Genomic DNA, 23,192 nt, shown 5'->3' on the forward strand with positions numbered 1-23,192 from the left:
GGGTCAGTGCAAGCGGCCGATTTGCAGCTCCTGTCGGCACCTTGATTGATGTGTTTATATGGTTATCATACAAATTACCGCGTTCTATTCCGCTTCGGGTTAACCCGAAGCGGTAGCCATCTGCGGCGGGCGCTACGCTCGTGTTTACAAGGTTTTTTGCTATCTAGCGCTTATCTGTTAAGCGCTAATAGCTATTGATTTAATAGCAATTCGGAGAGACCTTTTCCCGCCTCAAGGTCCCCGCGCCGCAGGGCGGCCAACAAGGTCAGAAGACCAGTGGACCGGATGCCGCCACCAGCGGCTGTGCCAGCCGCGCGCCGTCCTGGGCCCAGAAGGCCAGGTCGGCCTGTTCGATGCGGGCCAGTGCGTTCTTCATGTGCTGCGCCGCCGCAGCGCGGGCAGCTACTGCATCGCCTGCCTCGATGGCCAGCACGATCTGCGTGTGCTCATGGGTCACGGCGTCGGCAAAGTCGGCGCGCCGCGCCTCGTTGGCGCGGGTCACGCGGGTGGCGCCCTTGAGAAACTGCGCCAGATAGTCCAGCGTGCTGATCATGAACGGGTTGCCTGCCGCCTGGGCGATGGCGCGGTGGAACAGCACGTCTTCCTCTACCCCGTCGCGGCCTGCGCGCACGGCGTCGGCAATGTGCTGCATGGCGGCGCGGATGGCGGCAATGTCTTCATCGGTGCGACGCAGGGCTGCCAGCTCGGCCACCTCGGCCTCCAGCGCACGGCGCACTTCCACGATCTGCATCACCGCCTCGCGCGATGCGGCAAGGGGCACATCGAACTGCAGCGGCTCGATGCCCGGCGCGAGCACATACACGCCGCTACCCTGCCGCGAGTCCACGAGCCCCAGCGACTTGAGGCGCGAGATGGCCTCGCGCACCACCGTGCGGCTGACCTGAAACTGCTGCGCCAGCACCGCCTCGGTGGGCAGCTTGTCGGACGCCTGGATGCGGCCCGCACGGATCTCGGCCTCCAGCGCGCTGGCCACCTGGTCGGAGAGCTTGGCGCTGGGTTTGACGGCGGAGAACGGCGAAGACATGGGCGGGGCGGGCAGTGGGGCGTGAAGTCGGTGCCGGGATGTGCGGGCAGGCCGGGGCGCAGGTGACTTTACCCGAAGGGCACTGCGCCGGAATCGTTTGTTTGCCGCGCTACTTGGGCGCCGGGCAGGAGTCGTCCAGTTTGGCGAGGCCCGCCAGCTTCTGCAGCCGGCTGCGGTTGTCCAGACAGGCCTGGTACTGCGCCTCCGCCGCCTTCTGCTGGGCCTGCGCCGCCGCCTTGCTGCGTTCGGCCTGGAGCTGGGCCACACGCTCGCGGATTTGCGGCATCACGGCCAGCGCGGCCTTCTCGCCTTCCACGATGGCGTTGGCGCGCTGGCTGAAGTCGGCGGCGCCGATGTCCAGCACCTGCGGGCGCACGATCACGTCGGCCCGCGCCAGCTCGGCCTGGCCCAGCTTCTGGCCCATGATGGCAATCGACTGGTTGAGCGCGCCCAGCATGTTGCCCGGTGTCTGACCCCGGGCCTTGTTGGAGATATCCACCGCAATCACGATGTCCGCACCCAGCTGGCGCGCGGCGTCCACCGGCACCGGGCTCACGATGCCGCCGTCCACAAAATGGTATTTGCCGATGGTGACGGGCTGGAACACGCCGGGAACGCTGCTCGATGCACGTACCGCCTGCCCCGTGTTGCCGCGTGCAAACACCGTGCGCTCGCCATCTTCGAGGCGCGTTGCCACCACCACAAACGGTTTGGCCATCTGCTCCAGCGGCTTGCGGCGCACCTGCTCGTTCACATAGTCTTCGAGCTTCTGGCCCAGCACCAGGCCGCCGGACGACAGCTGCAGGTCGCGGATCTTGGCTTCGTCCAGCGCCACAGCCTTTTCCTGCATTTCGAACGCATTCATGCCGCTGGCATACAGCGCACCGACCACGCTGCCTGCGCTGGTGCCAGAGACCACAGCGGGCGCGAAGCCGTTGGCTTCCAGCATCTTGATCACGCCGATGTGCGCAAACCCCTTGGCGGCGCCGCCGCCCAGGGCGATGCCGATGCGGATGGGGGCGGGGGTAGATGTCGCCAGCGGCGCGCTGGGGGAATCGTCGGCGCGCGCGGGGGCGGTGCTGGTGCTGCCGCATGCCGCCAGCCAGAGGGTCGCCGCCGTGACGATGGCGATCCGGATGACGGGGGGCGCTGCAAACGCCGCGATGGGGTGGAAAAGGGCGGTCAGGTGCATGCCAGGAGTCCTGCGGTCAACGGGCGGGCAGTATATCGGCGGCGTTTTGGCAGCGCGGGAAATACGGCCCATTGCTTCTGAAGAGGAAGTGCCGGCGCATCCTTTGCACTGGCAAGGAGCGCAATCGTCGAAACCGGCGCGGCCTGGTCGAGAACCGCCGCGCAAGGTCCGCCCCGCCGCGCTGGCGGTGTCCCCGTTCTCTCGAATCGCGTCAGCGATTCGAGAGAACGGGGAAGGCGACTCAGGGGGATGTACCCTACCTACTCGCCTTGCGAACCCCGGTGTGCCCACCCTGTGGTGCGCTTTTCGATCCAGCTGAACAGCTCGTACATCACCATGGCCATCGCACCCACCACCATCAGGCCCGCAAAGGCCAGGCCCATCTGCATGGACGAGCCCGCGCTGATGAGCAGGTAGCCGATGCCTTCGTTGGCGGCGGTCATCTCCGACACCGTGGTGCCCACAAACGCGAGCGTGATGGCGACCTTGAGCGAGCCGTAGAAGTACGGCATGGATCGCGGCAGGCCCACCTTGGTCAGCACGTCCCACCGCTTGGCGCCCAGCACGCGCAGCACGTCTTCCAGCTCGGGCTCCAGGGTGGCCAGGCCGGTGGCGATGTTGACCATGATGGGGAAGAAGCTGATGAGAAACGCCGTGAGGATGGCAGGCCCCACGCCAATGCCAAACCACACCACCAGGATGGGCACAAAGGCCGCCTTGGGCAACGCGTTGAAGGCGGTCATCAACGGGTACACGGCGGCATAGGCCAGGCGAGAACTGCCGATCACAAAACCCAGCAGCACGCCGACCACGATGGCAATGCCAAAGCCCGCCATCGTGACCCAGTAGGTGCGCCAAGCGTGTGCGGCGATCACGCCGCTGAACTCGACCAGCTGCGTGGCAATGACCCAGGGGCTGGGGAAGAGAAATTCGGGGACGCTGAAGGCCGAACAGATGATTTGCCACAGCAGAATGGTGGCGGTCAGCAGCAGCCAGGGGGACCAGCGCTCTACGGTTTTCTTGTGCATGGTGGGAAGGTCTTCGGGTTACTGCTGGATGGGCGCGCCTGCTTTTCGCAGGGCACCGATGTGGCCGCGCAGTTCATGCACGATGTCGGTGAACTCCTTGGTGTAGGTCACCTCCAGGTCGCGCGGGCGGGGCAGCTCGATCTCCTTGCGCACCACAAACCGGCCGGGGCTCTTGCTCATCACATACACCGTGTCGGCCAGAAAGACCGACTCGCGCAGGTCGTGCGTGACCAGGATCACGTTGAACTGCTGCTCGGTCCACAGGTCGCGCAGGATGCACCACAGCTCTTCGCGGGTGAATGCGTCGAGCGCGCCAAACGGCTCGTCCAGCAGCAGCATCTTGGGCTCGTGGATCAGCGCGCGGCAGATGCTGGCGCGTTGCTGCATGCCGCCCGACAGCTGCCAGGGGAACTTGTCTTCGTAGCCCGCGAGGCCCACTTTCTGCAGCAGCTTGCGGGCGCGTTCTTCGTACTCCTTGCGCTTTTGCTTGAAGTTGCTGCGATAGGGCTCCACGATCTCCAGCGGCAGCAACACGTTGTCCACCGTGGTGCGCCAGGGCAGCAGCGAGGGCGCCTGGAAGGCCATGCCTGAGACCTTGAGCGGCCCGGTCACGGGTTGGCCATCGATGAGGATCTTGCCCATGGAGGGCATCTTCAGACCGGTGGCCAGCTTCATGAAGGTGGACTTGCCACAGCCCGAGGGGCCCACGATGGCGATGAACTCGCCCTGGCGCACCTGCAGGTCGATGGCCTCCACCGCAAACTGGTTCTTGGCGCGCAGCTCGTCGTTGTACGCGAGCCAGACGTCGCGGAAGTCGACAAAATAGGAATCGGCAGCCTGCATCAGAGGTCCGTAGTGAGTAGTGTTTGTGCACCGAGGTTGATGCTGGGCGCGGCCCAGGCCAGCGCCCCCGTGCAAGGGCCGCCCCGCCGCACCGGGGGCGTCCCCCTCCCGACTCGCGCAGCGAGTCGAGAGAGGGGGAAGGCGCGAAGCGACTCAGGGGGTGTCACTTCTTCGGCAGGATGTTCAACTCCGCCGTGCTGGGCAGAAAGCTGGGGTTCCACACATCGTCGGCGTTCACGCGGGTCTTGGTGTTGAACGCGTCCGACACCTGCGATGCCATCAGCGACAGGCGGCCGGGCTTGGCTTGGCCAAAACCTTCGGCGCGGGCGTCGGGGCTGTTGATGACAGTGTCGATGGCCAGTTGCAGGCGGCGGGTTTCGAGCGGCACGTTCACGATGCCGTCGCGTGCCTTCACATGCTCGATGGCGGCTGCGGGGTTGGCGATCACTTCCTTGGCACCCTTTGTGAAGGCCGACAGGAACGCCTTGATGGCGGCCGGGTTCTCCTTGATGAGCTTTGGAGACGCGATGATCACGTTGCCATAGAGCTTAACGCCGAAATCGGCATAGGGCAGCACCACCACGTCGGCGGCCTTGGCGCCACGGGCTTCCAGGTTCAGGAGCGAGGTGAAGGTGAAGCCGGTGATGGCGTCCACATCGCCGCGCACCAGCATGGTTTCGCGCAGGGGCGGGTCCATGGCCGTCCAGGTCACAGCGCCAATGCCGTTGGCCTTCTGGAAGATGGGGAACGCGCGGCGGCCTGCGTCGAACACGGGGGCGCCCAGCTTCTTGCCGGCCAGGTCGGCGGGCTTGGTGATGCCGCTCTTTTTCAGCGCCATGACCGATGCCGGCGTGTTGTTGTAGACCATCATCACCGCCACGGGCTTGTTCTGCGCGTCGGGGTTGTTGGCGTGGAACTCCATCACGGCGGCCAGGTCGGCAAAGCCCATGTCGTACGTGCCCGAGGCCACGCGCTGCACTGCACCACCCGAGCCGTTGCCAGCATCCACGGCCACATCCAGGCCTGCGGCCTTGAAGTAACCCTTGGCCACGGGCTGCAGGAACAGCGCGGCGGGGCCTTCAAAGCGCCAGTCGAGCTGGAACTTGATGGGCGTGGTGGCCTGCGCCTGGGCCAGTGAGGTGCTGCCGATCAGGGCCAGGGCGGCAGCGGTTTGCATGAACAGTCTCTTTTTCATCGGGGGCTCCTGTCGGGCGAGGGGAAATGCGGTGAGGGAAGGCATGGGCCCCATCCAGGGGCCATACACCTGCAGTCAGCAAAAACGATGCCCGGTTTGTGTACGCGGGTGTTTCGCTGCGCCCCATTGTTCACCGAAGTGGTGCACGTCAGCATGCTGGGTTTCCCGAAATGGTGCATGCGCCGGTTGAGGGGTTGGCTTGCCCATGAAAAACGGGGCCCGTGGGCCCCGTTGCAACGGTGTGTGGGCAGGCCTGATCATGGACTGCGCACGGTCAGCACGGCACAGCGCGCTCAGCGTGGCCGGGCGGCAGCGCTGGCCACGGCCAGGGCCGTCATGTTGAGCACCCGGCGCACGGTGGCAGCCGGGGTCAGGATGTAGGCCGTGGCAGCGGCACCCATCAGGATGGGGCCCACCGTCACGCCACCGCTGGTGGTCGTCTTGAGCACGTTGTAGAGGATGTTGGCAGCATCCAGGTTGGGGCAGATCAGCAGGTTGGCCGAGTCCGTCAGGGTCGAATCCGCCATGTAGGCGTTGCGGATGTTCGGCTCCAGCGCGGCATCGCCGTGCAGCTCACCGTCACACTCGATCTCGGGGTGGGCGGCCACGAACAGGTCGCGCGCCTCGCGCATCTTGCGGGCCGATGCGCGCTTGGACGAGCCATAGCTGGAGTGCGACAGGAAGGCGACCTTGGGTGGGATGCCAAAGCGTTGCACCTCTTGCACCGACATCCAGGCGATGTCCGCCAGCTGCTGTGCCGTGGGGTCTTCGTTCACGTAGGTGTCGGCAATGAACAGCGTGCCCCGGTTGGTCATCAGCGCGTTCAGGGCAGCGTAGTTGTGGGCACCTTCCTGGCGGCCGATGATGCTGTGGATGCGTTCCAGGTGCGTTTCATACGTCCCCACCAGGCCGCAGATCATCGCGTCGGCATCGCCCAGCTTGACCATCAGCGAGGCAATGATGGTGTTGGAGCGGCGCACGGCGGCCTTGGCCACTTCGGGCGATGCGCCATTGCGCTTCATGAGCTGGTGGTAGTGCTCCCAGTACTGTCGGAAGCGTGGGTCGTCCTCGGGGTTGCACACCTCCACATCCTTGCCCAGCTGCATGCGCAGGCCGGCCTTGGCGATGCGCGCAGCAATCACGGCGGGGCGGCCAATGAGGATGGGTTGCGCGATCTTGTCGTCGATGGCCATCTGCGCGGCACGCAGGGCGCGTTCGTCTTCACCGTCGGCGTAGGCCACGCGCTTTTGCGCGTCGGGCAGGGCCTTGGCAGCCATGATCACGGGGCGCATCAGCATGCCGGTCTGGTAGACGAAGCGCGACAGCGTTTCCTTGTAGGCCTCCATGTCTTCGATGGGGCGCGTGGCCACGCCCGATTCGGCTGCGGCCTTGGCCACGGCGGGAGCAATCTTGAGGATCAGGCGCGAGTCGAACGGTGTAGGGATGAGGTAGTCGGGGCCAAAGGTCAGCTCTTTGCCCGCATAGGCGCTGGCCACTTCTTCGCTGATGTCGGCCTTGGCCAGGTCGGCGATCTGGCGCACGCAGGCCAGCTTCATGGCTTCGGTGATCTTGGTGGCGCCGCAATCGAGTGCGCCCCGGAAGATGTACGGGAAGCACAGGACGTTGTTGACCTGGTTGGGGTAGTCCGAGCGGCCCGTGGCAATGATGCAGTCGGGGCGCACGGCCTTGGCCAGTTCGGGGCGGATCTCGGGCTCGGGGTTGGCCAGTGCCAGGATGATGGGCTTGGGGCCCATGGTCTTGACCATCTCGGCCGTGAGCACGCCCGGTGCCGAGCAGCCCAGGAACACGTCGGCGCCGTTGACGGCATCGGCCAGCGTGCGGGCGTCGGTCTTTTGCGCGTAGCGCGCCTTCGACTCATCGTAGCCCCCGGGGCGGCCTTCGTAGATCACGCCCTTGGAGTCGCAGACAAAGACGTTCTCGATCTTCACACCCAGGCCCACCATCACGTTCAGGCAGGCAATGGCGGCCGCGCCCGCGCCGGAGACGGCAATCTTCACCTCGCTGATCTGCTTGCCCACCAGCTCCAGGCCGTTGAGCAGCGCGGCGCTGCTGATGATGGCCGTGCCGTGCTGGTCGTCATGGAACACCGGGATGTTCATGCGCTTGCTGAGTTCGCGCTCGATGTAGAAGCACTCGGGCGCCTTGATGTCTTCGAGGTTGATGCCGCCCAGCGTGGGCTCCAGCGCCGCAATGATCTCGATGAGCTTGTCGGGGTCGCGCTCGGCCAGTTCGATGTCGAACACATCGACGCCCGCGAACTTCTTGAACAGGCAGCCCTTGCCTTCCATCACCGGCTTGCTGGCCAGTGGGCCGATGTCGCCCAGGCCCAGCACCGCCGTGCCGTTGGTGATCACCGCGACCAGGTTGCCGCGCGATGTGTAGTCAAACGCCTTGGAGGGGTCGGCCGCGATGTCCAGGCACGGATAGGCCACGCCTGGCGAGTAGGCCAGCGACAGGTCGCGCTGGTTGGACAACGGCTTGGTGGGGGTGACCGAAATCTTGCCCCGGGTGGGATTGCGGTGGTATTCGCGCGCAGCGTCGCGCAGGGCCTGTTCGGCGGCGGAAATGTTCTGTGTCATACGGAAATCCTGGAAGTCCTCGGCGGAATGCAAAACAAGGGTACCCGATGGCGTGGGCGGCTGGCATGCAGGTTTATGCGGATGCGGCATAAGAGCCTGTTCGAAGTCTTTTTGGAGTCGCACAAGTCCCTTGCCGGGATGGGATGCAAGGCGCGGGGTGCAGCCAATAGCCCGTGCTATTGGCAAGCGCCGCAACGCCGCAGACCGCCCGGCAAGGCACTTGCCCGCAGGGTTGGAGTGAAATCGGGCGATTGGACGCCCCGGCTGCTTGCATGGGCATGAGCCCATGCGGCGCATCCGACGCATCCACTCCTCCCGATTGCACTCCAATGCGATCTCCAAAAAGACTTTGAACAGGCTCTAAGGCCAAAACCCCCTGGCAGCCATGGCGGACAGGGGGCGGAGCCACGCGGGCGGTGTCAGGTTTTCGGCAGCGTGCAAGCGGGACGCTAGTGGGCGTCGGCCTGGCGTGCGGCGTTGACAGCGGCGGAGGTGTCGCGGCTGGCGCCATTGAAGAAAACGTTCAGGGCCACCGCCGTGATCGAGGCCAGGAGGATACCGGATTCGATCAGCGGGTGGATGGCATGCGGCATCCACTGGCGGAAGTTGGGCGCGATCAGCGGCACCATGCCCACGCCGATGGATACGGCCACGATCATGGCGTTGAAGCGGTTGGTCTTGAAGTCCACCCCGCCCAGAATGCGGATGCCTGTGGCCGCCACCATGCCGAACATCACCAGGCCCGCGCCGCCCAGCACCATGGTGGGCAGCGACTCGACCAGCGCGGCCATCTTGGGCAGCACGCCCAGCACGATCAGGATCACGCCGCCGGCCACGCACACAAAGCGGCTCTTGACGCCGGTGACGGCGACCAGCCCCACGTTCTGCGAGAAGCTGGTGTACGGAAAGGTGTTGAAGATGCCACCCAGCAGCGTGCCCAGGCCGTCGGTGCGCAGGCCGCGCGTGAGGGCCGCCTGGTCCACCTTGCGGTCGGTCATCTCCCCCAGGGCCAGGAACATGCCGGTGGATTCGATCATGACCACGATCATCACCAGGGTCATGGTCAGGATCAGGATGGGGTCGAAGACAGGGTTGGCAATCTCGAACGGCAGCACCAGGTCAAACCACTGTGCCTTGGCCACCTTGTCGAAGTTCATCAGTCCCATGCCCACGGCCACCACTGCGCCGATCACGATGCCCAACAGCACCGAGATGTTGGCGACGAAGCCCTTGGCGAACTTGGCTATCAGCAGGATGGACAGCAGCACCAGGGCCGAGATGCCTACGCCGGTCAGGTCCGCGTACTTGGGGTTGGGCACCGTGGGCACCACCGCAAAGCCCTTGGGCACCGGAGGCAGCGAAGACCCGGGGGCTCCGGCAGCGGCTTGGGCATCGGCCAGCCACTTGAGGTGCTCGGGGTTGGGCACGCTGGGCGCCGTGGGGCCCACGGGGTTGCCAAAGATCCAGTTGATGCCCACGCGCATCAGGCTGATGCCGATCACCGCGATGATGGTGCCCGTGACCACCGGCGGGAAGAACCGGAGCATGCGGCTGACCAGCGGAGCGATCAGGATGGAAATCACGCCCGCGCCAATCACCGAGCCAAAGATAAGCCCGGCCCCGGCCGTGCCGCCCGTGGTCTGCGCCATCGAGACCATGGGCGCCACCGATGCGAAGGTCACCCCCATCATCACGGGCAGCTGAATGCCGAACCAGCGCGAGGCGCCCAGCGCCTGGATCAGCGTGACCAGCCCGCATACAAACAGGTCGGCCGAAATCAGCTTGGCAACCTGATCGGGCGTGAGGTTGAGGGCGCGGCCCACGATGAGCGGCACCGCTACAGCGCCCGCATACATCACCAGCACATGCTGCAAGCCTAGCGCCGTGAGTCGCCCCAAAGGTAGGTGTTCGTCCACGGGGTGTACAGGCGGGTTCATGCGAGTCTTTCGGGGGTTGGGGGTATGAATACGGAAGGGACACCTGAGCCGGATGGTGCACAAGTGTCCATACAAAAATCGTATACAAAATGACCGGACGAGCTTATCCCGGTAAACCCTTAGAGGGGCGCAGCAAAATACCCGCCTGCAGTGGATGCAGGCGATGGGAAGGTTTGTGGCCGGGGCGCGACCGGCTTGGGCTAGCTCAGGGCTGTCGATGCCGCCTTGGTGCGTTGGCTGGTCAGCGGTGCGAGGGATTCACGCAGCCGGTCCCGCACCAGCGGCTGGCCGGGGTTGAGGGCGCCTTCCACATGCCCGATGTGGGCCAGCATGCGTTCGCGGGCCAGCGTGGTGTTGCCTGCTTCCAGCGCTTCGACGATGGCGGCGTGTTCGGCGCACGACTGGCTGGCCGCGTGCTGCGACTGGTACAGCGAGGCCGCCAAAGTGGTGCGCGCCGTGAGGTCGCGCAGGATGTCGCTCAGGCTGCGGTGTCCCATTGCCTCGGCCAGGCAGACGTGGAAGTCTGCGAGCAGAAAGGCGCGTGTGGCGGCATCTGCACCTTCGATGGCCTGCTGTTCTTCGGCGATGTGCGCCCGCAGGCGGCGGGTCACGCTCTGCAGCGGGCGGCCCGCATCGGCCAGGATGCCCGACTCAATGATGCGCCGGGCCGAGAACGCATCGCGAGCGTCCTCCACCGTGGGCTCCACCACATACCAGCCCCGGCGTGGCCGCACTTCGACAAAACCACGGGCCTGCAGCTGCATGAGCGCCTCGCGCACCAGGGTACGGCTCACACCGAAGAGGTCGGCCAGTTCCTGCTCGCCCAGGCGCTCGCCGGGTGAGAGCTTTTGCGCAAGGATGGATTCCACCACCTGCTGGGCGATCTGGGTCTGGTTGATGCTCATGCGGCCGATTGTGGCGCTACCGGGGGCGCCATCTCTGGCGAGACCTCGGGGGCCAGCGGCGGCGTGCTGCGGCCGTCCAGCACGGCATGTGCGCGCTCGCGGTCGATGTCGCCCTCCCAGGCCGCGATGGCCACGGTTGCCACGCAGTTGCCAATCAGGTTGCCCAGGGCGCGGGCAATGCCCATGAACCAGTCCACCGACAGCACCAGCACCAGCCCGATGGCGGGGATGGCCGGGATTGCGTGCAGCGTGGCGGCCAGCACCACAATGGCCGAGCCCGGCACACCGTGAGCGCCCTTGGACGTGACCAGCGAGATCGCCAGGATGGTCAGCAGGTCGGCCATCGAGATGGGCGTGTTCGTGGCCTGGGCGATGAACACGGCCGCCAGCGTGATGTAGATCGAGAACGCGTCCAGGTTGAACGAGTAGCCCGTGGGGATCACCAGGCCCACGGTCGAGTCGCGGATGCCCATGTGCTTGAGCTTGGCCATGATCTGCGGCAGCACGCTGTCGGACGACGTGGTGGCAAACACCACGGCCAGCTCCTCGCGCAGGTAGCGCAGCAGCTTGAACAGGCTGAAGCCCGAAAACCGCATGATCAGGCCCAGCACCACCACCACGAAGATGGCCACTGCCGCATAGAACAGCACCACCAGCATGCCCAGCTGCTTGAGCGAGCCAATGCCGTACTTGCCCACCGTGAACGCAATCGCGCCCAGCACACCCAGCGGCGCCAGCTTGATGATCAGGCCCATGGTCTTGAACAGCACATGCGACAGGTCTTCGATGAGGCTGGTGACGCGCGCGCCGCGCTCGCCCATCAACGCCAGCGCGCAGCCAAAGACGATGGAGAACAGCAGCACCTGCAGCACATCGCCATTGGCGAAGGCGCTCACGGCGGTGGTGGGGATGAGCTTGAGCAAAAAGTCGCTGAAGCCGCCACCCGTGAGCTTGCTGGCGTTGTCTGCATAGGCGCCCATCGCCTTGGGGTCGAGCGCCTTCGGGTCCACATTCATGCCCACACCGGGTTCAAACCAGAACGCGAGCGCCAGGCCCAGCACCAGCGCGATGGTGGTGACCACCTCGAAGTAGATCAGCGACTTGATGCCCACGCGGCCCACACGCTTCAGGTCGCCCGTGCCCGCGATGCCGTGAACCACCACACAAAAGACGATGAGCGGGATCAGCATCTTGATGAGCTTGATGAAACCATCGCCCAGCGGCTTGAGCTGCACGGCCGTGTCGGGCCAGAGCAGCCCGATGGCCACGCCAGCAATCAAGGCCAGGACCACCCGGCCAAACAATGAGTTGAGGAAGCGGAGCATGTAAACCCTTTGGATAGGAAGGCGATACTGTTGGTCAATCTTGCATACAAGAACTGTAGACAACAGTTGCAGGCCAGAACATGGGGTTATCCCGCGCTGCGCGTGGTAACCGCGTCGCCACCGCGTCATGCCGCCGGGGGCTGGGTTGAAGTAGTTTTGACTTCTGCGCACGGTCATGCCCTGGCCGTGCCCGCACAATCGCTCGCGGAGACGACCATTCATGACCACCCCCCCCACCGTGCCGGACCCCATTCGCCAGAGCGGCGAATTCCTCGAATATCTCTACGGTGTTGCCGTGCGCCGCGCGCTGCCGCTGCACAACACTGCAGCCTTTTTGCCCCCGCCGCCCAGCCGCGAAAGCGGAGGCCGCACGCTGGTGCTGGGTGCTGGCAAGGCGGGCGGCGCCATGGCGCAGGCCGTCGAAGCACTGTGGCCTGCGGATGCACCCTTGTCGGGGCTGGTGGTCACGCGTTACCACCACACACCGCCCCGGCCGCAAGGCCTGGCGCAGCGCATCGAAGTGGTTGAGGCCGCCCACCCCGTGCCCGATGCGGCGGGCCTGGCTGCTGCGCAGCGCATCCTGGCGCTGACGCAGGGTCTGACTGAAAACGACCTCGTGCTGTGCCTCATCTCGGGCGGGGGCTCCGCCCTGCTCACGCTCCCGGGCGACGGCCTCACGCTGGAGGACAAGCAGCGCATCAACAAGGCGCTGCTCGAAAGCGGCGCTGCCATCGACGAAATGAACTGTGTGCGAAAGCACCTCTCGCGCATCAAGGGCGGGCGGCTGGCGGCGGCCTGCGCGCCTGCGCGGGTGGTCACGCTCACCATCAGCGATGTGCCGGGGGACGACCCTTCGGTCATTGCCAGCGGCCCCACGGTGCCTGACGCCACCACCTGCACTGATGCGCTGGCGATCCTGGACCGCTACCGCATCGAGGTGCCCACTGCAGTGCGCTCAGCCCTCGAAGCGGGCACGCTGGAAACCCCGAAGCCCGGCGACGCTGTGTTTGCCCACCATGTGGTGCACATGACCGCCACGCCCCAGCAGTCGCTGGAAGCTGCGGCCGAGGCCGCGCGGGCGGCGGGTGTGCAGGCGCACATCCTGTCGGACGAAATCGAAGGCGAATCGCGCGAGGTGGGCAAGGTGCACGCCGCGCTGGCGCGGGGCGTGGCGCGGCATGGTCAGCCCTTCACAAGGCCGTGCGTGATCCTGTCGGGCGGCGAGACGACCGTGACGGTACGCCCACAGCCGCCAAGCACACCCCGGGGGCGGGGTGGCCGCGCGGGCGAGTTCTGCCTGGGCCTGGCGCAGGCGTTGCAGGGGCAGCCGGGTGTGTGGGCGCTGGCCGCAGACACCGACGGCATCGATGGCGTGGAGGACAACGCGGGTGCCCGCGTGGCGCCCGACACGCTGGCGCGGGCCGAGGCGGCGGGCCTGCGCATCGCAGCCCACCTGGACCGCAACGACGCCTATGGCTTCTTTGAGCCCCTGGGGGATCTGGTGGTGACGGGGCCTACCCACACCAATGTGAATGATTTCCGTGTGCTATTGATTTTGTAGCTGCAAGCGCTTGATGGATAAGCGCTAGAGGCTAATTTCCCCCAAGTTCTGCCTGACAGTTCACGCCAGGAGATCGCACAGCGCCCGCGCAATCACCTTGGTCGCACGGCGCAGGTCTTCCAGCTGCAGTCGCTCGTCGGCGCGCTTGGCGTGGGATTCGAGCACCGTACGTGGCCCGGCCCCGTAGATCACGCCGGGGATGCCGCGCTCCACATACAGGCGCACGTCGGTGTACAGCGGCGTGCCCACGGCGGGCACGGGCTCGCCCAGCACGGCCTGGGCGTGTTTCTGGATCGCCTCGACCAACGGTGCATTGCCCGCCAGCGGGGTCATGGCGTTGGCCAGCAGCAGGCGCTTGATCTCCACGCTGATGCCAGCGCGTTCGCCCGCAGCCTGCTCAATGATGCGGCGGATGGCGGCTTCGACTTCCACCGGGTTCTCTTCAGGGATCATGCGGCGGTCGAGCTTGAACATCACCTTGCCGGGCACGACATTGGTGTTGGTGCCGCCTTCGATGCGGCCCACGTTCAGGTAGGGGTGCTTGATGCCGGTGACGTTGGACGTGACCTTCTTGTATTCGTCGTTCTGTGCGTACAGCGCGTTCAGGATGTGCACCGCGCCCTGCAGCGCGTCCACGCCGGTGTGCGGCACGGCGGCGTGGGCCATCTTGCCGTGCACGGTCACTTCCATTTGCAGGCAGCCGTTGTGGGCGGTGACCACTTCGTAGCTGAAGCCTGCGGCAATCATCAGATCGGGCTTCGTCAGCCCCTTTTGAAGCAGCCATCCGGGGCCCAGCTCGCCGCCAAACTCTTCGTCGTAGGTGAAGTGCAGCTCGACCGCGCCTTTCGTGGGCTTGGCCACGGCTTCCAGGGCGCGCACGGCAAAGGTGAACGATGCAAAGTCGCTCTTGCTCACGGCAGTGGCGCGGCCATACATGGCGCCATCCACGATCTCGGCGCCATAGGGGTCGTGTGTCCAGCCTTCGCCGGGGGGCACCACGTCGCCGTGGGCGTTCAGGGCAATGGTCTTGCCGCCGTCGCCGTACGGTCTGCGCACGATGAGGTTGGTGATGGACTCCATACCATAGGCCAACACGTCGGCGGCCGGAACGGCGTGCTTCTCGGCGGTGTAGCCGAACTCGGTCAACAGCTCCGCAGTGCGCTCGGCGTGGGGGGCGTTGTTGCCAGGCGGTGTGTCGGTGGGCACGCGCACCAGGGCCTGCAGAAAGCGCACTTCCTCGTCGAAGTGCTGGTCGATCCAGGCGTCCAGCGCGGCGTAGTTGTTATTCGTTGTCATGGTTGTGGTTCCTCGGCAAGTTGGCGCAGCACCTGGGTGAAGGCGTCCACGGCCAGCTGCATGTCGTTGTTGGTGGTGGATTCGAGCGGGTTGTGGCTGATGCCGGAGTTCTGGCCGCGCACAAAGAGCATGGCCTGGGGCATGATTTCGTGCAGCTTCATCGCGTCGTGCCCCGCGCCGCTGGGCATGCGGAACACGGGCACGCCCAGAGTGTCCACGGCGCGCTCCCACTGGTGCTGCCAGGCGGGCGCACTGGGCGCGGCGGCGGCGCGCATGGATTCTTCCAGGGTGTAGCGCAGGCCACGCCGGGCCGCGATGTGGGCGAGCTGCTCTTTCACATCGCTCACCAGCGCATCGCGCTGGGCATCGGTGGGGGCGCGCAGATCCAGTGAAAACAGGCAACGCCCCGGCACCACGTTGATGGAGCCAGCGGGCACCTGCAGCTGGCCGATGGTGCCCACCGAGTCGCCATCTTGCGCGGCGCGCTGCTCCACATACAGCGCCAGCTCCGCCACGGCCACGGCCGCGTCGCGGCGGCGGTCCATGGGGGTGGTGCCCGCGTGGCTGGCGGTGCCGATCATCTCGCACAGAAAACGCACGCTGCCGTTGATGGAGGTGACCACGCCCAGGGGCAGGTCCAGCTCGTTGAGCACGGGGCCTTGCTCGATGTGCACCTCGATGAAACCCAGGTACTGCGCCGGGTCGCGCTGCAGCTTGGGGATGTCATCAATGCACAAGCCTGCATGCTGCATGGCCGCGCGCATGGTCACACCATCCACGTCCTTCTGGTCGAGCCAGGCGGGGTTGAAGTCGCCAATGAGCGCGCCCGAGCCCAGGAAGGTGGCCTTGTAGCGCTGGCCTTCCTCTTCGGCAAAACCCACCACCTCGATGCCGAAGGGCAGACGCTTGCCGGAGCGGTGCAACTCGCGCACGCAGGCCATGGGCACGAAGATGCCCAGGCGGCCGTCGTATTTGCCGCCGTTGCGCACGGTGTCGTAGTGGCTGCCGGTCATGAGGTAGCGTGCGCCTGTGGCCGCCGGGTGGTAGCGGCCCACCACGTTGCCCACGGCGTCGATCTCCACCTCGTCAAAGCCGCAGTCGCGCATCCAGTGGCTGATGCGCTGTGCGCAGGCGCGGTGCGCGTCGGTGAGGTAGGTGACGGTGAGCTGGCCTTTTTCGGCAAAGCCGGGGTCCGAGTGTTCGGCCAGTTTTTCCTGCCAGTCCCACACGTCGTTGCCCAGCACGGGCTCGGCGGCGAACTTGTCGTTCAGGCGAATCTCGGCAATGCGGTGGATGTTGCGCAGGGCCTCGGCCAGTTCGAACTCGGGGTGGTTGTCCAGGCGCCGCGCAAAGGTGTCGATGATCTCCCGCTTGGGCAGGCCCGTGCCGCGCGGCCCGCGCACGGCGAGGATGAACGGGAAGCCGAAGCGCTCGTTGTAGGCCGCGTTGAGTTGCTGGATGCGCTCGAACTCCTCGGGCGTGCAGTGGGTCAGGCCCGCCGTGCTTTGCTCGTTGGTGGATTCGGCCGTGAGGTTTTTCGCCACCATGGCTTTGCCCGCCAACTCGGGGTGGGCGCGGATCAGACCCAGCTGGGCGTCCAGCTCGGCAGTGCGCACCACCTGCGCCAGCGCGTGCTTCAGGTGCGCCAGCGTTCGGAAGGGCCGCTGCGCCAGGGCCTGCTCGGCAAACCAGGGCGAGTGTTCGTACAGCCCGTCCAGCAGCGCCAAGGCCTCGGCGGGGCTGGCGGCGTTGAGTTGTTCCAGGGTCAGTGGCATGGTGGTGCTTCAAAAAAGTGAGCTACTTGCGCTTGTTGGATAAGCGCTGGGGGCAATTTGATTCATCAATGTGACTCACACGGCGGGCGCAGGGTGGTGCTGCGCCCAGTGGCGCGCAATGTCGATGCGCCGCGCCACCCACACCTTGTCATGCTGTGCGATGTGGTCCAGAAAACGCTGCAATGCCGTGATGCGGCCGGGGCGGCCCAACAGGCGGCAATGCATGCCGATGCTCATCATCTTGGGGGCGTTGTCACCGTCGGGGTCACCCTCGGCATACAGTGCGTCGAAGGTGTCCTTCATGTACTGAAAGAACGGGTCGGCGTGCGAGTAACCCTGTGGTAGGGCAAAGCGCATGTCGTTGCAGTCCAGCGTGTAGGGCACGATGAGCTGGGGTGCCGTGCTGCCATCGGTTTTGCGCACCTTCATCCAGAAGGGCAGGTCATCGCCGTAGTAGTCGCTGTCGTATTCAAAGCCGCCAAAGTCGGCCACCAGGCGGCGGGTGTTGGGGCTGTCGCGGCCGGTGTACCAGCCCAGGGGGCGCGCGCCCGTCATGCGCTGGAGGATGTCCATGGCTTCTTGCATGTGGGCGCGTTCCACCTCTTCAGGGATGTGCTGGTAGTGGATCCACTTGAGGCCGTGGCAGGCGATCTCGTGGCCCAGCTCCCCCAAGGCGGCTGTGAGCTCGGGGTGGCGCTGCAGAGCAGTGGACACGCCAAACACCGTGAGCGGCAGATTGCGTTTTTCAAACTCGCGCAGGATGCGCCACACGCCGGCGCGCGAGCCGTATTCGTAGATGCCCTCCATGCTCATGTGCCGCTCGGGGTAGCTGGCGGGGTTGAACATTTCGGAGAGGAACTGCTCGCTGCCCGCGTCGCCATGCAGCACGGCGTTTTCGCCGCCTTCCTCGTAGTTCAGCACAAACTGCACGGCAATGCGCGCACCGCCCGGCCACTGCGCGTGGGGCGGAGTCTTGCCGTAGCCGATGAGGTCGCGGGGGTAGGCTTGGGTGGAGTCGTAGATCATGGGAATGCGGAAAACTTCGGAAGGTCAGGCAGTGATGGGGGCCAGGGCGGCGGCCAGGTCGCTGGCCGGGCGCTTGCGGTCAAAGGTCAGGCTGGCTTCGACATGTTCGAGGTGGCTTTGCATCAGGGCGACGGCGCGTTCTTCGTCACGCGCGGCCAGGGCTGTCACGATGTCGGCGTGCTCCTCGTGCGAGTGTTCTGCGGCGCTGGCCGACTGGTACATCAGCGTGATGAGCGCGCAGCGCGAGATCAGGTCGCCCAGCATCTGCGCCAGCACCTCGTTGCCCATCAGCTCGGCCATGCGCACATGGAAGTCGCCCAGCAACTCGGTGCGGCTGCTGGCGTCGGCGGTGTCCATGGCGGCCTTCTCGCTGGCCACATGGGTGCGCAGCGCCTTGATCTTGGCCGGGGTTACGCTCCGCACGAAGGCGCGGGTCATCTCGGTCTCCAGCATGCGGCGCACGGCGAACACCTGGCGCGCTTCTTCCACCGAAGGGGTGGACACGAACGCACCGCGCGCGGGCTCCAGCGTGACGAGGCGGTTTTGCGCAAGCTGAAACAGCGCCTGGCGCACCAGCGTGCGCGACACGCCAAAGTGGTCGGCCAGTTTCTGCTCGGCCAGTTTGGTGCCTGGCTGCAGGCGGTGCTCTACGATGGCGCGGGTCAGAGCGTCAACAATGGCGCTGGTGGATGAGGATTCCATGGCGGCATGATACGGTGGATGGCGAAAAGTGTATACACTTTTGGTCTACACACTGCGGTCCGGCAATCCTCGCCGATTGGCCGTGGCCCCCACTTCAGGAGATTCCCTATGGGATTGAGCACCCACGTTCTGGACACCATGAACGGCTGCCCCGCCGCTGGCATGGAGGTGGCCCTGTACTCCACCGACGGCGACAACGCCACCCTCATCAAGCGCCTGGTGCTGAACCACGATGGCCGCACCGATGCCCCGCTGTTTGACAACGCCAGCCTGCGCACCGGCACCTACCGGCTGCGGTTTGATGTGGCGGGGTACTTCAAGGCCCGGGGTGTGGAGTTGCCCGAACCCAATTTTCTGAACCAGGTGAGCCTGGACTTCGGCATTGCGCACGCCGACCAGCACTACCACGTGCCCTTGCTGGTCAGCCCGTGGAGCTATTCGACCTACCGTGGGTCGTGAGAGGTACTGCTGCGGTGCGTGGCATCGCGTGGCCGTATTTACGGGCGCTGCCCGGACCAGGGATGCCAAGCAAGGGCCGCCCCGCAGCGAAGGCATCGTCCCCTTTCCCGAAGTCGCGGAGCGATTTCGAGAGAACGGGGAAGCGGCGTAGCCGCTCAGGGGGATGTACCTAATGCTGCCCTTCGGTGAGCGTATCGAGCTGGAAATGCCCGCTTTTATCCCACAACCAGGTGTCGGTGTAGGTGACCTTGCCCATGCGCGTGGGCGCAGGGAAGGGGGCTGCGGCGTGCACGGTGCGTTCGATTTCGGCCACCACCTCGGGGGCGTGTTTGGGAGCACGCATCCAGCGCAGGCGCGTGACCTTGCCGGCGCGGTCGATATCCACCTCCAGCACGCCGATGGCATACAGCATGGGCGGCAGCTTGCCCTTGTACACACGCTGTGCGTTCAGGCCATAAAGGTGGGTGGCGGCGTCTTCGCGGTAGGCGCGTGCCGTGCTGGCGGCAGACGCGCGGGCCGAGCCTGCGGCAGCGGGCACAGGCCCCTTGACGCCTGCGGCGTCCGGGCTGGGCATGGTGCTGTCCTGCGCCGGGGCTGGTGGCTCGGGGGCCGACTTGCAGGCCGCCACCAGCGATGCAACGGCGGCCATGAGTCCGGCAAGCAGCCAGTGGCTGCGGTGGCTGGAGGAGCGCTCGGTGGGGGTGGGCGGCATGATGGCTTTTGTGAACTGAACGATGCCCCGTGGGGCGGGCGACCCTTGGTGGCGTGAAGGATCTGGATTGACTGATGTACTTTTGTTGCTGGACGGCCTTGCAGCCGCCCCCGCCTGTCTGGTAAGGGTGGAGTCTACCGAAGGCTCGGCCCCGCGTGAACCCGGCGCGTGGATGGCCGTGTTCGCAGACCGTATCGTGGGCACCATCGGCGGCGGCCATCTGGAGCTGCAGGCGATTGCCGAAGCGCGCCGCCGCCTGGGCGGTGTGCCCGGCCCGGCCCCGGGGCAGCCACCCATGCGTTTTGCACTGGGCCCGGCGCTGGGGCAATGCTGCGGGGGCGTGGTGTACCTGGGTTTTGAGGTGCTGACCGCTGCCGACCTGGCACCCGCTGCGGGTCTGCGCGCGCGCCTGTCACCGCGCCAGCACCCCGTGGCACTGTTCGGTGGCGGCCATGTGGGCCACGCGCTGGCGCGGGTGCTGGCGCCGCTGCCGTTTGCGCTGACCTGGATCGACAGCCGCGACGGCATCTTCCCCAGCCCCACGCCCGAGGGCGTGGTCTGCGAACACTCCGAGCCCGTGCAACTGGCTGTGCCCCGCCTGGCGCCGGGCAGCCGCGTGCTGATCATGAGCTTCAGCCATGCCGAAGACCTGGACGTGGTGGCCGCCTGCCTGCGCCGCCAGCGTGAACAGGGCGACCTGCCTTTCATCGGCCTCATCGGCAGCAAGACCAAATGGGCGACGTTTCGCAATCGCCTGCATGGGCGCGGCTTTGCACAGGACGAACTGGCCCAGGTCACCTGCCCCATTGGTATCCCCGGCATTGAGGGCAAGGAGCCCGAAGTGATCGCCGTCGCGGTGGCTGCGCAGCTGCTGCAGACTCTGAAGGGGGCGGGCTGAGGGTAATTCCGGGCCTCCATGCCTCGGATTGGGGCTGGAGTCGGGAACAATTCCTGCATACACTTTTCAACGGATTTGTTGACGGTTTACGGGTCGCAGCGGTGCCCCGGCGGGTTTGCCCGCCAAGGTGCGCGACCAAAATTTCTGCTCAGAGCGCCCGCAGTGGTGAGCAGGTTTGCTGTTTGGCGCTGACGCGCCATCAAGGTTGAGATATGGAAAGCTACTTTCTCGACTGGGCCAACCTGCTGTTGCGCTGGGTCCACGTCATCACCGCCATCGCCTGGATTGGCTCGTCGTTCTACTTTGTCTTCCTCGACAGCAGCCTCACGCCGCCCGAAGACGAAGACCTCAAAAAACAGGGCGTCAGCGGCGAGCTCTGGGCCGTGCACGGCGGCGGGTTCTACCACCCGGTCAAGTTCGCCGTGTCGCCGCCCAAGCTGCCCGGCCACCTCCACTGGTTCTTCTGGGAAAGCTACAGCACCTGGATCAGCGGCTTTGCGCTGTTCACCGTGTCGTACCTGTACAGCGCCAGCACCTACCTCATCGACAAGTCGAAGATGGACTGGGCGCCTGCCACGGCCATCGTGGTGGCGCTCGCGTTCTTCTTCGTGTTCTGGCTGCTGTACGACGCGATCTGCCGCATCTTTGGCCAGAGGAAGAACGGCGACGCCATCGTGGGTGCGCTCGTCTTCGTGCTGGTGTGCATCGCCTCGTGGCTGGCCTGCCACTGGTTTGCTGGCCGCGCAGCCTTCTTGCTGGTGGGCGCGATGATCGCCACGGCCATGAGTGCCAACGTTTTCTTTTGGATCATCCCCGGCCAGCGCACCGTGATCGCACAGATCAAGGCGGGCGAACCGGTGGACCCGATCCACGGCAAGCGCGGCAAACAGCGCAGCGTGCACAACACCTACTTCACGCTGCCGGTGCTGTTTGCCATGCTGAGCAACCACTACAGCTTTACCTGGAGCCACCCGCAAAACTGGCTGGTGCTGATCCTGATGATGTTTGCGGGCGCCGCCATCCGCCAGTTCTTTGTGATGCGCCACGGCTACAAGCTGGGCCGCAACGGCAACCCGCTGCCCTATGCGCTGGTGGGCGTGGCCGTCATCGTCGGCGCCATCGTGTGGATGCGCCCCGCGCCCATGGCTGCTGTCAGTGGTGCTCCTGTTTCAGGAGCTGCTAGCGCAATTCCAGCAAGCGCTAGCGGCCAAAATGACTACAAATCGGTGCAAGCGGTGCTGGAGCAACGCTGCTACCTGTGCCACGGCGAGGCGGTGCAGATGAAGAACCTGCGGCTCGATTCACCGGACATGGTCAAGCAACACGCCCAGGCCATCTACCAGCAGGTGGTGGTGCAAAAACTCATGCCCATGAACAACGCCACGCAGATCACCGACGCGGAGCGGGCGCTGATTGGGCGGTGGTTTGAGGCGGGGGCGCCTACGGGGCCTTGAGGTTTCGCCGGGATTGGTCCGACCAATGCAGAGGCGAGGCCTCGCTCGCCGAACCTGGCAGGGGTCAGGCGGGCTTGCCAACTCCACTCCAAAGCTCGCGCAGTTCGGGTGGCAGTGCCTCCAACGCACGAGCGAAGGCGTCCGACGGGATTACAGCGAATAACGCGAATCCAACGGACTCAATGGCGTTGTCGGGGGAGAAGTTGTGTTCGCGGCGCAGCGAGCGGACTTCTTCCAGTAAATCGGCCCGGGTGCCGACGCTGGCGACGTGATCGCCAGGTCTCCAGCCTTCGACGAAGAGACCTCTTACAGCAGGCGGCAACTGATCTGCAAAGCGAAGCGCTTGCTCGAGAGTAAGCCTGCGACGGAAAACATGAAGCACGCCTTCGACCATGTTCCAGGCCATGTTCGTCGTCGCCAGGCCGGCGTGATCGCGGGCTGCCACCATGAACTTCTCGAAATCGACGGATGCTCGTTGGTATTCTGGAGGCCAGGGCATGAGGTTTGGGGCGTAAGAATTGGGTGGTTGCGAAGCGCAGCGTGCGGCGGCGGGATTCGGTCAGGAACTGCGGTGGCGGCAAACAGAGGCTGACGCTCAAGGTTTGACATGAGCAGCCTGCCGGAGCGAGTCCAATCGATGTGAGGGCTATGCGACGCCCAGAGCGTAGGGTGGTTAGGCCTTGATGACTCGTGCATCGATTTCAACGAGTTGACCTTCGTAGCCAAGGCAGGCAACACCCAGCAGGGTAGCTGGCGGAACATCCTCAGCGAACCACGCAGCGACGGCGGCCCAAGCGCTTTCGAGTTGGATTCGATCTCCGACGACGTAAACCAGGAGTTGCCGAATGTCCGTGATCGAGAAGCCATGCACCGACAGGAGTAGCTCCAGATTCCGTAGGCACTGCGTCGCTTGGGCAGCCGCGTCATCGGGTGTCACCAGTTCGCCGCAAGAGTTCAGAGGCACTTGGCCTGCGACGAAGAGCTGATCGCCTACCTGTTGCGCGTATCGGTACATCGGTGTGCTTGCAAGGCCAGCTGCTACTTCGGCTTCATTCATGGCGTAACGGTGCAAATTTGGGTTGGGATGAGCTGTTGCTCAAAGTGGCGCTCATCGAACTATCCATTGTCCTGACGCTTAACGCCGCGTTAAGCGGCCGCGGGCCGATACAACATCAGGAAACACGAAAGTCTCTCCCCGCGGTCCGCTTGAACGCATAGTTAGGTTTGCACTCCTGGACG

At 65.4% G+C, this 23,192-nt stretch carries 20 protein-coding genes; 4 read left to right on the forward strand and 16 right to left on the reverse strand.

Annotated elements, in window-relative coordinates; translation table 11 throughout:
- Nucleotides 1-265: 265 nt before the first annotated feature.
- The 9 genes from LPA35_RS08675 to LPA35_RS08715 form a co-directional block, all read right to left on the reverse strand.
- Nucleotides 266-1,045: a FadR/GntR family transcriptional regulator gene (locus LPA35_RS08675; RefSeq protein WP_055394854.1), complete on the reverse strand. Its 780-nt coding sequence runs from the start codon at nt 1,043-1,045 to the stop codon at nt 266-268.
- Between the two features lie 109 nt (nt 1,046-1,154).
- A complete protein-coding gene (locus LPA35_RS08680; RefSeq protein ID WP_228896498.1) occupies nt 1,155-2,237 on the reverse strand; it encodes a patatin-like phospholipase family protein in 1,083 nt (360 codons plus the stop codon).
- 260 nt (nt 2,238-2,497) lie between these two features.
- The gene (locus tag LPA35_RS08685) at nt 2,498-3,265 is read right to left on the reverse strand and encodes an ABC transporter permease (RefSeq protein WP_055394856.1); all 768 of its coding nucleotides are present in this window, start codon (nt 3,263-3,265) and stop codon (nt 2,498-2,500) included.
- 18 nt (nt 3,266-3,283) lie between these two features.
- Nucleotides 3,284-4,108 carry an ABC transporter ATP-binding protein gene (locus LPA35_RS08690; protein ID WP_121943596.1) on the reverse strand — a complete coding sequence of 275 codons (825 nt, stop codon included), beginning with the start codon at nt 4,106-4,108 and terminating at the stop codon, nt 3,284-3,286.
- 163 nt (nt 4,109-4,271) lie between these two features.
- Nucleotides 4,272-5,303 (reverse strand): ABC transporter substrate-binding protein, encoded by a 1,032-nt coding sequence (locus tag LPA35_RS08695; protein ID WP_228896500.1) that lies wholly within the window; start codon nt 5,301-5,303, stop codon nt 4,272-4,274.
- A gap of 293 nt (nt 5,304-5,596) precedes the next feature.
- A complete protein-coding gene (locus tag LPA35_RS08700) occupies nt 5,597-7,903 on the reverse strand; it encodes an NADP-dependent malic enzyme (RefSeq protein ID WP_228896502.1) in 2,307 nt (768 codons plus the stop codon).
- A 449-nt stretch (nt 7,904-8,352) separates the two neighbouring features.
- Nucleotides 8,353-9,840 carry a nucleobase:cation symporter-2 family protein gene (locus LPA35_RS08705; RefSeq protein WP_121505617.1) on the reverse strand — a complete coding sequence of 496 codons (1,488 nt, stop codon included), beginning with the start codon at nt 9,838-9,840 and terminating at the stop codon, nt 8,353-8,355.
- Nucleotides 9,841-10,040: 200 nt separating this feature from the next.
- On the reverse strand, nt 10,041-10,745 hold the full coding sequence (locus tag LPA35_RS08710; protein WP_055394866.1) for a GntR family transcriptional regulator: 705 nt from the start codon (nt 10,743-10,745) through the stop codon (nt 10,041-10,043).
- Nucleotides 10,742-12,070 (reverse strand): C4-dicarboxylate transporter DctA, encoded by a 1,329-nt coding sequence (locus LPA35_RS08715; protein ID WP_055394897.1) that lies wholly within the window; start codon nt 12,068-12,070, stop codon nt 10,742-10,744. The genes LPA35_RS08710 and LPA35_RS08715 overlap by 4 nt, the downstream gene beginning before the upstream one ends.
- Before the next feature lie 220 nt (nt 12,071-12,290).
- On the opposite strand from LPA35_RS08715, the gene LPA35_RS08720 reads away from it, so the two are divergent.
- Nucleotides 12,291-13,631, forward strand: a complete 1,341-nt coding sequence (locus tag LPA35_RS08720; protein WP_228896503.1) for a glycerate kinase — start codon at nt 12,291-12,293, stop codon at nt 13,629-13,631.
- A gap of 60 nt (nt 13,632-13,691) precedes the next feature.
- On the opposite strand, the gene LPA35_RS08725 is transcribed toward LPA35_RS08720, so the two are convergent.
- The 4 genes from LPA35_RS08725 to LPA35_RS08740 form a co-directional block, all read right to left on the reverse strand.
- On the reverse strand, nt 13,692-14,927 hold the full coding sequence (locus tag LPA35_RS08725; RefSeq protein WP_228896504.1) for an ArgE/DapE family deacylase: 1,236 nt from the start codon (nt 14,925-14,927) through the stop codon (nt 13,692-13,694).
- Nucleotides 14,924-16,702 (reverse strand): 2-oxo-4-hydroxy-4-carboxy-5-ureidoimidazoline decarboxylase, encoded by a 1,779-nt coding sequence (gene uraD / locus LPA35_RS08730; RefSeq protein ID WP_228896507.1) that lies wholly within the window; start codon nt 16,700-16,702, stop codon nt 14,924-14,926. The genes LPA35_RS08725 and uraD overlap by 4 nt, the downstream gene beginning before the upstream one ends.
- 75 nt (nt 16,703-16,777) lie before the next feature.
- A complete protein-coding gene (puuE, locus tag LPA35_RS08735) occupies nt 16,778-17,728 on the reverse strand; it encodes an allantoinase PuuE (RefSeq protein ID WP_228896509.1) in 951 nt (316 codons plus the stop codon).
- Nucleotides 17,729-17,752: 24 nt separating this feature from the next.
- Nucleotides 17,753-18,430 carry a GntR family transcriptional regulator gene (locus LPA35_RS08740; protein ID WP_228896511.1) on the reverse strand — a complete coding sequence of 226 codons (678 nt, stop codon included), beginning with the start codon at nt 18,428-18,430 and terminating at the stop codon, nt 17,753-17,755.
- Between the two features lie 108 nt (nt 18,431-18,538).
- On the opposite strand from LPA35_RS08740, the gene uraH reads away from it, so the two are divergent.
- Nucleotides 18,539-18,889: a hydroxyisourate hydrolase gene (uraH, locus tag LPA35_RS08745; protein WP_055394878.1), complete on the forward strand. Its 351-nt coding sequence runs from the start codon at nt 18,539-18,541 to the stop codon at nt 18,887-18,889.
- Nucleotides 18,890-19,058: 169 nt separating this feature from the next.
- Here uraH and LPA35_RS08750 read toward each other — a convergent pair whose 3' ends face one another.
- Nucleotides 19,059-19,601 carry a hypothetical protein gene (locus LPA35_RS08750; protein WP_228896513.1) on the reverse strand — a complete coding sequence of 181 codons (543 nt, stop codon included), beginning with the start codon at nt 19,599-19,601 and terminating at the stop codon, nt 19,059-19,061.
- A 67-nt stretch (nt 19,602-19,668) separates the two neighbouring features.
- Between LPA35_RS08750 and xdhC the strand changes: the two genes are divergently transcribed.
- Both xdhC and LPA35_RS08760 read left to right on the forward strand, forming a co-directional pair.
- On the forward strand, nt 19,669-20,499 hold the full coding sequence (gene xdhC / locus LPA35_RS08755) for a xanthine dehydrogenase accessory protein XdhC (RefSeq protein ID WP_228896515.1): 831 nt from the start codon (nt 19,669-19,671) through the stop codon (nt 20,497-20,499).
- A 212-nt stretch (nt 20,500-20,711) separates the two neighbouring features.
- Nucleotides 20,712-21,953 (forward strand): urate hydroxylase PuuD, encoded by a 1,242-nt coding sequence (locus LPA35_RS08760; RefSeq protein ID WP_228896516.1) that lies wholly within the window; start codon nt 20,712-20,714, stop codon nt 21,951-21,953.
- Nucleotides 21,954-22,017: 64 nt separating this feature from the next.
- On the opposite strand, the gene LPA35_RS08765 is transcribed toward LPA35_RS08760, so the two are convergent.
- Both LPA35_RS08765 and LPA35_RS08770 read right to left on the reverse strand, forming a co-directional pair.
- Entirely contained in the window at nt 22,018-22,452 is a 435-nt protein-coding gene (locus tag LPA35_RS08765) for a DUF2267 domain-containing protein (protein ID WP_228896518.1), read from the reverse strand.
- A gap of 174 nt (nt 22,453-22,626) precedes the next feature.
- Nucleotides 22,627-23,010, reverse strand: coding sequence for a RidA family protein (locus tag LPA35_RS08770; RefSeq protein ID WP_228896520.1), 384 nt, complete (start codon nt 23,008-23,010; stop codon nt 22,627-22,629).
- Between the last annotated feature and the right edge of the window lie 182 nt (nt 23,011-23,192).

The sequence above is a fragment of the Acidovorax sp. Leaf73 genome (genome assembly GCF_916855635.1).
Classification (GTDB): Bacteria; Pseudomonadota; Gammaproteobacteria; order Burkholderiales; family Burkholderiaceae_C; genus Acidovorax; species Acidovorax facilis.

Excerpts from the sequence above, each read along its gene's own strand:
- LPA35_RS08675 (WP_055394854.1), bottom strand. The coding sequence starts at position 1,045 with ATGTCTTCGCCGTTCTCCGCCGTCAAACCCAGCGCCAAGCTCTCCGAC.
- LPA35_RS08680 (WP_228896498.1), bottom strand. The coding sequence starts at position 2,237 with ATGCACCTGACCGCCCTTTTCCACCCCATCGCGGCGTTTGCAGCGCCC.
- LPA35_RS08685 (WP_055394856.1), bottom strand. The coding sequence starts at position 3,265 with ATGCACAAGAAAACCGTAGAGCGCTGGTCCCCCTGGCTGCTGCTGACC.
- LPA35_RS08690 (WP_121943596.1), bottom strand. The coding sequence starts at position 4,108 with ATGCAGGCTGCCGATTCCTATTTTGTCGACTTCCGCGACGTCTGGCTC.
- LPA35_RS08695 (WP_228896500.1), bottom strand. The coding sequence starts at position 5,303 with ATGAAAAAGAGACTGTTCATGCAAACCGCTGCCGCCCTGGCCCTGATC.
- LPA35_RS08700 (WP_228896502.1), bottom strand. The coding sequence starts at position 7,903 with ATGACACAGAACATTTCCGCCGCCGAACAGGCCCTGCGCGACGCTGCG.
- LPA35_RS08705 (WP_121505617.1), bottom strand. The coding sequence starts at position 9,840 with ATGAACCCGCCTGTACACCCCGTGGACGAACACCTACCTTTGGGGCGA.
- LPA35_RS08710 (WP_055394866.1), bottom strand. The coding sequence starts at position 10,745 with ATGAGCATCAACCAGACCCAGATCGCCCAGCAGGTGGTGGAATCCATC.
- LPA35_RS08715 (WP_055394897.1), bottom strand. The coding sequence starts at position 12,070 with ATGCTCCGCTTCCTCAACTCATTGTTTGGCCGGGTGGTCCTGGCCTTG.
- LPA35_RS08720 (WP_228896503.1), top strand. The coding sequence starts at position 12,291 with ATGACCACCCCCCCCACCGTGCCGGACCCCATTCGCCAGAGCGGCGAA.
- LPA35_RS08725 (WP_228896504.1), bottom strand. The coding sequence starts at position 14,927 with ATGACAACGAATAACAACTACGCCGCGCTGGACGCCTGGATCGACCAG.
- uraD (WP_228896507.1), bottom strand. The coding sequence starts at position 16,702 with ATGCCACTGACCCTGGAACAACTCAACGCCGCCAGCCCCGCCGAGGCC.
- puuE (WP_228896509.1), bottom strand. The coding sequence starts at position 17,728 with ATGATCTACGACTCCACCCAAGCCTACCCCCGCGACCTCATCGGCTAC.
- LPA35_RS08740 (WP_228896511.1), bottom strand. The coding sequence starts at position 18,430 with ATGGAATCCTCATCCACCAGCGCCATTGTTGACGCTCTGACCCGCGCC.
- uraH (WP_055394878.1), top strand. The coding sequence starts at position 18,539 with ATGGGATTGAGCACCCACGTTCTGGACACCATGAACGGCTGCCCCGCC.
- LPA35_RS08750 (WP_228896513.1), bottom strand. The coding sequence starts at position 19,601 with ATGCCGCCCACCCCCACCGAGCGCTCCTCCAGCCACCGCAGCCACTGG.
- LPA35_RS08760 (WP_228896516.1), top strand. The coding sequence starts at position 20,712 with ATGGAAAGCTACTTTCTCGACTGGGCCAACCTGCTGTTGCGCTGGGTC.
- LPA35_RS08765 (WP_228896518.1), bottom strand. The coding sequence starts at position 22,452 with ATGCCCTGGCCTCCAGAATACCAACGAGCATCCGTCGATTTCGAGAAG.
- LPA35_RS08770 (WP_228896520.1), bottom strand. The coding sequence starts at position 23,010 with ATGAATGAAGCCGAAGTAGCAGCTGGCCTTGCAAGCACACCGATGTAC.